We start from the raw sequence: 11,467 nt of genomic DNA on the forward strand, positions 1-11,467 counted from the left end.
CAGCAGCCCCAAAGCCAGGCGCCTCGGTGTGCCAGGCAGACCGCATGCAATTTTTTTGGGGTCGCTTCGCCCGAGGCGTCGGATCGTCCCAGCGGGAGCAAGCTCCCTCGCCACAGGTTGGAGGCTCATTGTCCGACAGACTCCGTTAACGGCACCGCTTTGATCGCCGCCCTGGGCGTCTGCAAACCTGCAGGCGCAGCGCCCGGAATCGCCCTGGCCGAGGCCGGCAGTTGCGGGGCCTGCATGTCCGGCAACGCCCAACTGCGCTCCGGTTGCAACAAACCCTGGGCGCGGCGCATGAAGTCGTAGCGATTGAGAGTGATGCCACGCCCGGCCGCGGTGTCGCGGATGATGTAAGGCCGCAGGAACACCATCAGGTTGGTCTTGGTGATCTGCCGCCGCTCGTTGCGAAACAGCGCACCGATGCCGGGGATGGTCGACAGCCACGGCACCGCGTCGTTGCTCTGGCTATAGCCGTCCTGCAACAGCCCGCCCAGCACCATGATCTGCCCGTCGTCCAGCAGAATGCTGGTGTCGATCGCCCGTTTGTTGGTGACGATCCCGGTGGTGCTCGAGGCGCGATTGTCGACGCTGCTGACCTCCTGGTAGATGTCGAGCTTGACCGTACCGCCCTCGGAAATCTGCGGCCGGACGTTGAGCTTCAGGCCGACCTCTTCCCGGGTCACGGTCTGGAACGGGTTGTTGCTGTTGCCGCCACCGCCGGTAACGTAGCTACCGCTGACAAACGGAATGGTCTGGCCGACAAAAATGCTCGCCGCCTCGTTGTCCAGGGTCAACAGGTTCGGCGTCGACAACACGTTGGTGCCGCCCTTGCTCTTCAAGGCGCGGGCCAGGACCTTGAGATCGAGGATCTTGCCGATTCCCGGAACGTCCACGGTGCCGTTGACCACGCCGAGGTTCAAGCCCTGGGGCAACACGTCGATGCTGTTCTTGCCGTTGAGGTTGAGCCCGGTGCCACCCAGATTGACCCCGCCAATCACACCGCTGCCGCCCAGGTTGCCGCTTTGCCATTGCACGCCGAATTCGCTGGCGTCGTCCTCGCCGACTTCGACGATCAGACTCTCGATCACCACTTGGGCACGGCGTTGGTCCAGCAGGTCGATGACCTCCCGCAGGTTGCGGTACAACGGGTCCGGCGCGGAGATCAGCAGGGTGTTGGTGGTGGCGTCGGCCTGGATGGTCACCCCGCCCGCGCTGAAGGCCGTGCCCTGCTCGCTGGTTGCGGAGGTGGAAGTCTGCCCGCTGCCGCCATGACCGTAACCGTTGCTGCTGGTCGAGGTGCTGCTACTGGTGGTTGTGCTGCTGCCATCGCTGCTACTGCCTTGCCCGCTCTGGCCGTTGGTGCTGGCGCCCATGCCGCTGAGCACCGAGCGCGAGTTGCCCTCGCCCTCGCCTTCGCTCTCCCCAGTGAGCAAGCCGCGCAGGGCCTGGGCCAGTTTGCCGGCCTGGGCGTTGCGCAGGTAGACCACATGCAAGTTGCTCGGGTTGTTCTGCGCGTTGTCGAGTTTGTAGATCAGGTTGCGCGCCAGCTCCGTGCGCTCGGGGCTGCCGGCGCGGATGATGATCGAGTTGGAGCGCGGGTCGCCGACGACGTTGATCTTCTGGGTCTGGTCGCCGCCCTGGGTCTCCAGCAGGTCGGACACCATCTGCGCGATATCGACGGCGATGCCGTTCTGGATCGGCACCACATCAGTGTCGATGGCGCTGGGGGTGTCGATGCCTTCGATCAGTTGCGCCACACGCGACAGGTTCTCGGCGTAGTCGGTGACCACAATGGTGTTGTTGCCCGGGTAGGCATTGATCGGGTTGTTCGGCGACACGATGGGGCGCAATACCGGGATCAGGTTCACCGCATTCTCGTATTGCAGGCGGAAGGTGCGGGTCAGCATGCCATTGCCGGCCGGTTTGTCGGCGCTGTAGATCGGCCCGCCCAACAGCTTGGCGTCGGCCTCCGGCACCACCTGGGCCACGCCGCCGACGTCAACCACGCTGAAGCCCTGCATGCGCAACGCGGCCAGCAGCATCTCGTAGGCCTGTCTCGCCGGCACCTGACCTTCGGAAACCAGGGTCAGGTTGCCCTTGACCCGCGGGTCCACCAGAAACTGCTGACCGGTGGAACGGGACAACGCCCGGACCACGGCCTGGATATCGGCTTCGACGAAGTTCAGCGTCACCGGTTGATCGCCCAGCGGACTGCGCACCGCAGCACTGCTGCGCGGTTCCCGGGCACGAGTGGTGAGATCGACCTGGTGCCGGACCGCCGGCTTTTGCTCGCGCAACACCTGGGCCCGCTGGCGATCAAGCAACACGTCGCCGCTGCCTTGAGTACTGCCCAATGGAATGCCCAGTTCGCTGTCCACCAGCAACGCAGGCTTTGACGCAGGTGGCGTGCTGTTGCACGCGCTCAAGGCCAGCAACAGCAACGGCGCGGCCTTGCGCCAGTGATGCGGGTATCGAGACCCCTTCATGAAGCTTCCTTAGCGCCTTGCGCCTGATCCATGCGAACGGTTCCGGACAACGTGCCGGGGGTGTTGTCAGAAGTGGCCGGGGCCGTGCGCTGCAAGCGAGCCTCGATCACTTCCAGGGAAAATTGCCGTGGATTACCCAGCAGCCAGCCAATCGCTGCATCCGCCGGCGCATCATTGAACGTCAGTTGCCAGGCACTTGCACCGTCGGCGCCAGACGCCTGCAACTGGTAATGCTCGCTCAAACCACTGGCATCGAGCGTCTGACGCAACGCCGCTTCGACAGGTTGGCCCTGGGCGCCGCCGCTGATATCGCGCAGCAGCACTTCGAGGGCTTCGGTCTGCGAACGCAGCTTGGGGGTTTCGGCCTGCCAGTAAGCAATGGTTTTCAGTGGCGGCTCGATCAACGCCAGCCACACCACGAATCCACCCAGCACCAGTGCGGCCAGGGCCACGGCCCGCTGCTCGCGCACGGCCAAGCCCTGCCAGAAGGTCCGGCAGCGCACGCGCAGGGTCTGCCAGCGCGCCCGCAGCAGCACCATCGATGGCTTATTCATCGTCGTCTTCCGAGGTTTCGGCGGGAACTTGCGGCGCGTCCTGGCCGGCCGGGGCCACGCGCAGACGCCAACCCTGGTCGATGCTGGCGACATCGATGCCGGCTTCGGTCAGGGGAATTTTCCAAGCGTCTTCGCCTGTGGCTTTGCGCACTTCATCGGCAACCGTCAGGCGCAGCTCACCGTTCTCGAACAGCAATTGCTGGACGCTGCCGCTCATGAACGGCATCGCGCTGCCGGCCTGCTGCACCAGGCTGGCAAAGCGTTGTGCCGGGTCCGTCGCGGAACCGTCCTGGCGTGCGGCGAGTTGCTGTCGAGCCTGTTGCAGCGGGTTGAGGATCACCGGCAACTCGGGAAAGGCCTGTTTTACCCGTTGGCTCATCTGCGCCTTCAGCCGCTGGCCCTGGGCCGCTTCACGGCCGGCATACAGATTCAGGCCGACCACCCACACCGCCAACGCCAGGGCGCAGATCCCCGCCGCCCGCCCCCAACCACCCTGCTGCGCGGCGCCGTGGCTGAGACCGGCATGCAAGCCCCAGCCCGGCGCGGGGCCGGTCCAGCGCTGGCTGTCGGCCAGGACCGTCACCGAAGCCTGCGGCGGCTCGCCGACCCAGTGCAAGCCGGTACCGGCTTCAATCAGCCACTCGTTCAGCGCCTCGTCCAGCAGCGGCTGCACCTCGGCGTGCTGCGGGCCATGGCGTATCAGCAGGTGCCCGTCGTCGAGACAGGCCACCGGCCCGGACGCCACGGGCAGCGCATACGCCGCTGGATAGAGACCGCGCAATTTCAGGCCGGCCTGGTCCAGGAGCTTGCCAAGGTTGAGCAGCGACTCACGGTCCAACCAGGCGATCTGCACCTGCCCTTCGGCACCTCGCGGGCTGTGAGCCAGTTGCATGTGCTCGCTACTGCTGAGCATCAGAGCCTGGGCCGCGCAAGTCACCGCCGCGGTGACTTTGGCCGACGGCAACGGGGGCAGCTCAAGACGGGTCAGCAAGCTGTCGCGGGGATGAAGGAAACATTCGACCGCGAGATTTTTTCCGCCCTGGCCCAGCGCCCTGAGGCTGCTTTGCCCTTGCTCGCGCACCTGGCCCTGGCGATCCAGCCAGGCAAACGCCACCGGGCTGTCGAGGTCGAGGCTGCCCAGGGGCGCCAGGCCAATGCGCAGACCCGTCATACGCCCACCCTCGACCAGACCACCTGAGGCAAGCGGTCCTGGGTACGTTGCAGCAAGGCGTCCAGCTCGACCCGCCGCTGGCCGCTGCGCGCCTGCCCGCGCAGCCGGAACCAGTCGCTGGTGATGCCGACCTTAACGGAGGCCACCTGCAGTTGCGGCATGCGCAGGCGATTGACGAAATCGCCGCGGTTGATAAACCAACGGCCGCCGTCGCGCTCTCGGACCAGCGCCTCAGCCCGTTGCAGCGAGAGACCCGGCACGTAGGCGGCCAGCACCGGGGCGCTGGCGGTGTTGCCATTGAGCCAGGTATTGGCCGGGAGGATCGTGACATGAGGCGCCAGCGTTTCCAGCAACCGTGGGGAAACGCCCTTGACGCGGCGCAGGTCCTGCACCGTGCGCAACATCGGCCGGGTCGGTGCCAGCGGGTTGCTGGCCGCATCCGGCGAAGTGTCCCGGCCGCTGTCGAATGTATTGCTCGCCGGGGCCCGGTCCGCGAGCTCGGGATTCAGCAGCCGCGGATAAGCCTCGATGACCCGTTCGACAATGCGCTCGCGCACTGCTGGCGCGACGCCCAGTTGCTGGCACAGCCGTTCGAATGTGCGTAGCTGTTCTTCGTCTACCCGCTCATTGGCGACGAGGTTGCGCAGGTTGAACTTGCCTTGTTCGTCTTCCAGCTGTCCTTCAAACGGCACATCCATCTGGCCTGAACCGATCATCACGATGGGCTGTGCCCAGGGTTGGCCGAAGCGTGTCAGCGGATCACGCTGCCGGGCATCCCACAGCAACTGGCGGCTCAATTGCAGGCCACCTTGCAGCCGCGCCGTGCCCTGCACGCGCCGTTGCTCGGCTTCCAGGCTGCGGGTGAACAAGCTCTGACGGGTGAGCATGCCGCCGGCGATCACCGCCACCACCGCCGCGATCAGCAGGGCACTGATGACCGCCATGCCGCGCTGCTTCGCCGCGAGGGGCGAATCGGTTCGCATCACGATCCTCAGAGCTGCCAGGAGCCAATGTCGGCATTCACGCCGTCGCCGTCTGGCTGGCCGTCGGCCCCCAGGGAGAAGATGTCGACTTCGCCGTTGGCACCGGGGTTGAGGTAGTTGTAGGGACGGCCCCAGGGGTCGTTGGGCAGGCGCTCCAGGTAGGATTTCCAGGTACCGTTTTTCGCATCGGCGGGTTTTTCCACCAACACCTTGAGGCCCTGGTTCATGCTCGGGTAGCTGCCATGGTCCAGGCGATACAGCTTCAGGGCCTGCATCAGGCCGCCAATGTCCTGTCTGGCCGCCGTCGCCCGCGCCTGATCGGGACGGTCAAGCACCTTGGGCACCACCATCGCCGCCAGGATGCCGAGGATGACCACCACGACCATGATCTCGATCAGGGTGAAACCCCGTTGCCCGCGGGGGCCTTGGGGACGGGCGTTGTAACGGGCGATCTGCATCTCGACGGTCCTTCGCTGGATTCGATTCGAGCCGCAGTGTTGCAAGAAAATATGTCAGTGATATTGAAATTGCTCGCGAACATGCGTCGTCAATCGGTCACGAATGCGCGCTAGCATCGGAGGCTGTCTGTGCCCATCGAGCCCGTGCCATGCAACGCCCAGCTCCACAAACCGGCTTCACCCTGATTGAAGTGCTGGTGGCCCTGGCAATCATCGCCGTGGCCATGTCGGCCGCTGTGCGCGTGGCGACGGTGATGACCCAGAGCAACGGTTTGCTGCGTGACAAATCCATCGCCTTGCTGACGGCCCGCAGTCAGTTGGCGCAGTTGCGTCTGGAGGGTCGCTTCGCACCGGGCTCGAAAACCTTTGAATGCGATCAGGGACGATTGCAGTTGCGTTGCGAACAGACCCTGCGCCCGGCGCAGAACGGCCGGATGTTGCGGGTCGAACTGAGCGTGTCGGACCGCAGCCATGACGGCCCGCCGCTGGCGCGGTTGGAGACGTTGGTCAACCGGGAAAAGTAAGGCACACACGATCCTCTGTGGCGAGGGAGCTTGCTCCCGCTCGGTTGCGCAGCGACCGTAGGTTTTTTGGGGCTGATGCGCCCGAGGCGTCGGGCCGTCCCAGCGGGAGCAAGCTCCCTCGCCACAGGGATCACTGCGCTCCGGTCAATGACGGCAGACTCACGGAGTCCGGCAACCTGGCAAGCTCCAACCGAGTCTGCTCGCCACCCCGCTCGATGACCACCGCCTGCGCTTCGATCGACACCAGCCGCACGCCTTGGGCCACCCGCTCTCCCGCCAGGAAACTGCGCGGCGGTCCGTCGTTGAGGCTGAGGATCGCCACCGCGCCACGGGCCCCGGCCATCACGCCGCTGACGGTGATCTGCACCGGCGCCGGCTGGTTGGCGAACCACTGCAAAGCCGGGTTATCGGAACGCTCGGCCAGGCGCTGCGGGGCGACGTCCGGAGTGCGCGACTCGGCGGGCGTCAGCAGCAACGAAGACCAGATCGCCACTCCGCCCAGCGCCGTCAGCAGGCCCAGCGCCTGGACGATGTGCGCTGCGGATACGCGTTCGATGAAAGCCATGGCCTGAATCTCCTTTTCCTGGAACCCGCCACCAGCGTACGTGGCAATTCTCTCCGTTTTATTTCACATCCTTATCATCTTCGCCGTGCAGGATGATCGGCACGCAAAGGAGCGCGCGATGAGCTGGGGCAAGCAACAGGGTTTCACCCTGATCGAATTGATGGTGGTGCTGGTGATCATCGGCATCGCCAGCGCCGCCGTGAGCCTGAGTATCAAGCCGGATCCGTCGAAGTTGCTGCGTGAGGACGCCGATCGGCTGGCGCAGCTGCTGCAACTGGCCCAGGCCGAAGCCCGCAGCGACGGACGGCCGATCACCTGGTGCGGGGACGCCAAGGGCTTTGCTTTCACCCGGCGCTCGGAGCGCGGCGTCGGGCTGGATCGTTTCAAGGAGGATCCACAACTGCGTCCCCGTCGCTGGCAGAGCCCGTCGATAGAGATTCGGATAGAGCCCAGGCAACGGGTCGTACTGAACGCGGAGTGGCTCGGCGAGCCCTTGCAGATCCGGCTGTCGGACGGTCAGAACAGCCTGACCGTGCAGCGCAGTGCCGCCGGGCGGGTGCAAGTCCAATGAACGGCCGCCAGACGGGGTTCACCTTGCTTGAAGTCATGGTGGCGATTCTGTTGATGGCTGTGGTCAGCCTGATTGCCTGGCGCGGGCTGGACAGCGTCACCCGCGCCGACAGCCATTTGCAGGCCAGTACCGAGCAGACCGAAGCCTTGTTGCGAGCACTGAACCAACTGGAGCGCGACGTCGAATTGCGCGCCAGCATCGAATTGAGCGAGCCGATGAAACCCGGCGTCGATGATCCACCCTCCACCGCCCCGCCCGCCATCACCGTGCGCAGCACCGAAGGCAAGGGGTTCCGAATGGATGTGATACGCGTGGCCGCGACCCAGGAAGGCCAGCTGCAACGGGTGCGCTGGTGGCTCAAGGGCGACACGCTCTACCGCGCCCAAGGTCAGGCCCGCGACCACTATCCCCTGCCCGCTCCCGGCACCGCAGTCGCCGTGCTCAGCGATGTCAGCGACGCCGGCCTACGCTACTGGGACCCGGAAAAAGGCTGGCGCAAACTCAGCGGCAACCGCGAGGAAAACCCGCCAGGCATAGAAATCAGCCTGACCCGCCGGACACCCCAAGGGGTGGAGCAGTATCGGCAGGTGCTGGGGCCGTTGGAATAACCGGATCCCCTGTGGGAGCGAGCCTGCTCGCGATGGGGACGTCCAGGCGTCGCGGGGCTCAGCTGAGCACCACCACCCCACCCGGCAGCTCGGTGCATCTGGCGCCGTAGGCATCGCGGATCAGCAGCGCCACGCCTGCCAGTTGATCGAGGCGAAACCGGGCCTGGACCTTACGTTGGCCCAGTTCGCGGTTGAGCAACAGCAACATGCCCGGGCGGTAGCGGTTGATCTCATCGATGACGCTGGCCAGGGTTGCATCATTGAACACCAGCACCTGGTCGCGCCAGGCGATGGCGGCCTGCACATCGGCCGTGCGCGGCGTGCCGACGCGGCTCGGGTCGTAGGTCAACTGCATACCCGGTTCCAGGCGAAAACGCTGGCCTTGCACATCGACCTGCACCACGCCTTCAAGGCAGGTCGCGCAGACACTCTGGTCGATGTAGCGCAGATTGAACCGCGCCTGGGCCGCGCTGATCCAACCGCTGCCGGCCTGGATGCCGATCGCCCGGACGCCGCGTCCCTGCACGTCGATCTCGCCACTGAGCAGTTCCAACCCCTCACCGCCATCGCTCGATGGACGTCGACTGAGACGGGTCTGGGTATTGAGCTCCAGGCTGACGCCATCGGCCAGGTCCACCCGGCGCTGTTCACCGACCTCGGTGACGTAGTCGGCGCCGAGCCCGGAGAACCCGCCTGGCACCGTGGCCCGGACCAACAGGAAACCGGCCGAGGCCGCAATCGCCCCACCCAGCAACGCCCGGCGACTGAAATGCCGCGGCGCCTGCAACGCCGCCGCAGCCGGTTGTACCTGATGCCACAACGCCTTGGCCTGCTCGAATGCATGCGCATGCTCGGGACTCTGCCCGCACCACTGACGCAAGGCCCGGGCATCGGCCACGGTGGCACGCCCCGACGTCAGCAGGATCAGCCAGTCTCGGGCCTCACCGGCCAAGCGGGCCTGAGGCGTGGCATCAGGGGAAGCGATGCTGAAGATGTTCAAGCGCACACACACTCGTGAAAATGGTCGGGGCTCAATTGTCGAGGCTCTACGTTCAAGACGGTTTTCCCGCGCCGGGACCGAACCGCTGAATGACTTTTCTTTCCAGGCGCAGGGCGCAATGGCCCAGCGCCGCCTTGATTTCCTTCTCCACCATGCGCGTGGAAATGCCGAAGCGCTGCGAGATTTCCAGGTGCGGGGCCTCCTCCAGCCGCGCCGCGATGAAGATCCGCCGGCGCCGCGCCGGCAGCTCATACAAGGCCTTGAGCAACGTCTGCAACTCCTTCTGCCCACCCACCACCCGCGCCGGATCCAGCGCCTCATCAGAGACCTGCAGCAACTCGTCGATTTCCTCGCCGGTGAGCAGGCGCGCATCGGCTTGCCGACGGTCGGCGGCGATGTTCAGCGCCATGCGGTACAAGTAAGCATTGGGCTGGGCAATGTCCGGCGTGTCGACCATGCGATCGACCCGCAGATAGGTTTCATGCAGCACGTCGTTGGCCAGTTCCTCAGATCCCAAACGCCGACGCAGGCGCACCTTGAAATCCTCGTACGAGGTCAGGAACAACTTCACCAATGGGCTGCGACCGATGTCTTTCATTGCCCGGGCTCCCCGTCCCCTGCTATGCATTCCATGCGTCTTCCTGATGAATCGGGTAACAAAAGCAGGGTCACCGGCTGGCGCAACGAGCTGGGCGCCGGACGGTCGATCCTGAGGTTTTGCAAGCTGTTGACCAGCGCCCTGTCGCGTACCGAATCGCCGGTGGAACTGACCAGGCGGCTATGCTGAACCACGCCGTCACGGCCGATCCACACTTGCAGCAACGCCCGGTAACCGCCCGGACGCGTCAACGCAGAGCGGCACAGGTTGCGCTGGATGCCCGCCTGGATCGCCGCCGCATAATTGCTGCCGCTCAAACCCGGTGCGCCGCCTGCGGGCAACGGCACCTCACGGACCTGTACCGGCTGCAAGGTAAACGCATCCGTCCTGGCGTAATGCGCCACCAGACCGGTGCCGTTGAGCAGCACGTTCAAGCCTTGAGCGGGAGTGAAGCGTCCCTGGACCCCCAGCGTGTGGCGCCGGCTGGACAACCCGTGATCCACCAGCACGGCCATGCCTGTCGCCCGGCTGAATTGCTCCAGCGCGGTGGTCAGTTCCTGCGGCGCGATGTCCAGGTCCACCGGGCCGACCGCCGAGACCGGCCCGGCCAGCAGGCATAACACCGCCAAAAGCCACCTCAAGGGCGACCCAGCCCATTCACGCCTGCGCCCGGCTCTGCCCTGCTGCACGACTGACGTATCCGTTGAAAACCGTCATCCTGAGGGGTGTTTATGAATGTGATATGACAACTGATACAAATCGCCACGGCCGCACTAGACTGGACCCTGACAACGCACCGTCCGTGTGACGGGCCAGGAGGTCGGTGATGAAACAGTGGATGCGTGTGACGGCGGGCCTTGCCCTGTCAATGGCCCTGCCCTGGGCTTGGGGCGAGGAAGCACCGGCCTGTATCGAGGTGACCGTCGGTGGCTACAAGACGCCGGATTACACCTGCCTGAGCCGGCAGATGGGCAACGACCCCCAAGCCGCGACCGCGGCGAAACAGGCGCACGAGGCGTTGAACGTACCGGTCAACGAACGCGCGCCGAACAACATCGGCCTGGCGACCCCGGCCGCCACTGGTGTGCGCATGGGCAATACCTTTGGGACTTCGGTCAAGCCGCAGCGGCCGGCGGTGTCAGCTGGCAGCTCGCCGCTGCTCAATGGTCGATGACATCACACCGCGTTATCGTTCATCGCGAGCCTGCTCCGGGCGGCGATCCGACGGTAGCGCCCTGCCAGACGCCACTGAAGCCTGCTGCTCCACGCCCCCCCGTGGCGAGGGAGCTTGCTCCCGCTCGGTTGCGCAGCGACCGCAAAAAGCCAGGGCCGCTGCGCGCTGGAGCGCCAGCCCGGCCCAGCGGGAGCAAGCTCCCTCGCCACAGGATCGCGGTCAGCCAAGAGAATGTGCAATCACCCCCCCGGACTCTGGCGAAAACTCACCGCCAGCCGGTTCCAACTGTTGATGGTGCTGATCGCCAGAGTCAGGTCCACCAGCTCTTCATCGCTGAAGCTGGCGTGGGCCAGGTCGTAGACGTCGTCGGGCACCTGGCTTTGCGCCAACAGCGTGACCGCTTCGGTCCAGGCCAGCGCGGCGCATTCGCGGGCGGTGAAGAACCCGCTGTCGCGCCAGACCGCCACCGCATAGAGACGCCGTTCAGTCTCGCCCTGACGTCGGGCATCCACCGAATGCATGTCGGTGCAAAAGGCGCAGCCGTTGAGCTGCGAGGCACGGATCTTGATCAGGTGCAGCAGCGCCGGCTCGATGCTCAGACGGCTGGTCAGGGCTTCCAGGCCGATCATGGCTTTCATCGCCCCGGGGGACGCACTGTAGTAATCCAGGCGTGGGCTCATCGCAGGCTCCGAGGGTGGTTGGTGCCTCCACGGTAGGCCTTGCAGGCGCAGGGCGACAGATCCAATTCGGCGAAAAACCGGGAGTCCTCTGC

Annotated in this window: 14 protein-coding genes; 4 read left to right on the forward strand and 10 right to left on the reverse strand. The window is 65.5% G+C overall.

From position 1 onward, the window contains the following. Nucleotides 1-125: 125 nt before the first annotated feature. The 5 genes from gspD to gspG are packed head-to-tail and all read right to left on the reverse strand — an operon-like array spanning nt 126 to nt 5,655. On the reverse strand, nt 126-2,489 hold the full coding sequence (gspD, locus tag ACLEJQ_RS06565; protein ID WP_440793291.1) for a type II secretion system secretin GspD: 2,364 nt from the start codon (nt 2,487-2,489) through the stop codon (nt 126-128). Continuing rightward, nucleotides 2,486-3,043, reverse strand: a complete 558-nt coding sequence (gene gspM, locus ACLEJQ_RS06570) for a type II secretion system protein GspM (RefSeq protein WP_440793293.1) — start codon at nt 3,041-3,043, stop codon at nt 2,486-2,488. Before gspM ends, gspD begins: the two co-directional genes overlap by 4 nt. Next, on the reverse strand, nt 3,036-4,214 hold the full coding sequence (gene gspL / locus ACLEJQ_RS06575) for a type II secretion system protein GspL (RefSeq protein ID WP_440793295.1): 1,179 nt from the start codon (nt 4,212-4,214) through the stop codon (nt 3,036-3,038). The genes gspM and gspL overlap by 8 nt, the downstream gene beginning before the upstream one ends. After that, nucleotides 4,211-5,197 carry a type II secretion system minor pseudopilin GspK gene (gene gspK / locus ACLEJQ_RS06580; RefSeq protein WP_440793297.1) on the reverse strand — a complete coding sequence of 329 codons (987 nt, stop codon included), beginning with the start codon at nt 5,195-5,197 and terminating at the stop codon, nt 4,211-4,213. The genes gspL and gspK overlap by 4 nt, the downstream gene beginning before the upstream one ends. An 8-nt stretch (nt 5,198-5,205) precedes the next feature. After that, entirely contained in the window at nt 5,206-5,655 is a 450-nt protein-coding gene (gene gspG / locus ACLEJQ_RS06585) for a type II secretion system major pseudopilin GspG (protein ID WP_440793299.1), read from the reverse strand. A gap of 149 nt (nt 5,656-5,804) precedes the next feature. On the opposite strand from gspG, the gene gspI reads away from it, so the two are divergent. Continuing rightward, entirely contained in the window at nt 5,805-6,179 is a 375-nt protein-coding gene (gspI, locus tag ACLEJQ_RS06590) for a type II secretion system minor pseudopilin GspI (RefSeq protein ID WP_440793301.1), read from the forward strand. Nucleotides 6,180-6,309: 130 nt separating this feature from the next. Here gspI and ACLEJQ_RS06595 read toward each other — a convergent pair whose 3' ends face one another. Further along, complete coding sequence (locus tag ACLEJQ_RS06595) at nt 6,310-6,744, reverse strand: type II secretion system protein N (protein ID WP_440793303.1); 435 nt, start codon at nt 6,742-6,744, stop codon at nt 6,310-6,312. Nucleotides 6,745-6,862: 118 nt separating this feature from the next. On the opposite strand from ACLEJQ_RS06595, the gene gspH reads away from it, so the two are divergent. After that, nucleotides 6,863-7,315 (forward strand): type II secretion system minor pseudopilin GspH, encoded by a 453-nt coding sequence (gene gspH / locus ACLEJQ_RS06600; protein ID WP_440793305.1) that lies wholly within the window; start codon nt 6,863-6,865, stop codon nt 7,313-7,315. Then, on the forward strand, nt 7,312-7,923 hold the full coding sequence (locus ACLEJQ_RS06605; RefSeq protein WP_440793307.1) for a type II secretion system protein GspJ: 612 nt from the start codon (nt 7,312-7,314) through the stop codon (nt 7,921-7,923). The genes gspH and ACLEJQ_RS06605 overlap by 4 nt, the downstream gene beginning before the upstream one ends. A 58-nt stretch (nt 7,924-7,981) precedes the next feature. Here the strand turns inward: ACLEJQ_RS06605 and ACLEJQ_RS06610 are convergent, their stop codons facing one another. From ACLEJQ_RS06610 to ACLEJQ_RS06620, 3 genes are read right to left on the reverse strand one after another with little or no spacing between them, the layout of a single operon-like run. Beyond that, the gene (locus ACLEJQ_RS06610; RefSeq protein ID WP_440793544.1) at nt 7,982-8,923 is read right to left on the reverse strand and encodes a FecR family protein; all 942 of its coding nucleotides are present in this window, start codon (nt 8,921-8,923) and stop codon (nt 7,982-7,984) included. 52 nt (nt 8,924-8,975) lie between these two features. Further along, a complete protein-coding gene (locus ACLEJQ_RS06615; protein WP_440793309.1) occupies nt 8,976-9,521 on the reverse strand; it encodes a sigma-70 family RNA polymerase sigma factor in 546 nt (181 codons plus the stop codon). Next, complete coding sequence (locus tag ACLEJQ_RS06620) at nt 9,518-10,150, reverse strand: TonB C-terminal domain-containing protein (RefSeq protein ID WP_440793311.1); 633 nt, start codon at nt 10,148-10,150, stop codon at nt 9,518-9,520. The genes ACLEJQ_RS06615 and ACLEJQ_RS06620 overlap by 4 nt, the downstream gene beginning before the upstream one ends. A gap of 197 nt (nt 10,151-10,347) precedes the next feature. Between ACLEJQ_RS06620 and ACLEJQ_RS06625 the strand changes: the two genes are divergently transcribed. Next, entirely contained in the window at nt 10,348-10,695 is a 348-nt protein-coding gene (locus ACLEJQ_RS06625) for a hypothetical protein (RefSeq protein WP_440793313.1), read from the forward strand. 239 nt (nt 10,696-10,934) lie between these two features. Here ACLEJQ_RS06625 and ACLEJQ_RS06630 read toward each other — a convergent pair whose 3' ends face one another. Continuing rightward, nucleotides 10,935-11,375 (reverse strand): carboxymuconolactone decarboxylase family protein, encoded by a 441-nt coding sequence (locus ACLEJQ_RS06630; protein ID WP_440793315.1) that lies wholly within the window; start codon nt 11,373-11,375, stop codon nt 10,935-10,937. Between the last annotated feature and the right edge of the window lie 92 nt (nt 11,376-11,467).

This window comes from Pseudomonas sp. SMV71 (assembly GCF_052042015.1).
Taxonomy (GTDB): Bacteria; Pseudomonadota; Gammaproteobacteria; order Pseudomonadales; family Pseudomonadaceae; genus Aquipseudomonas.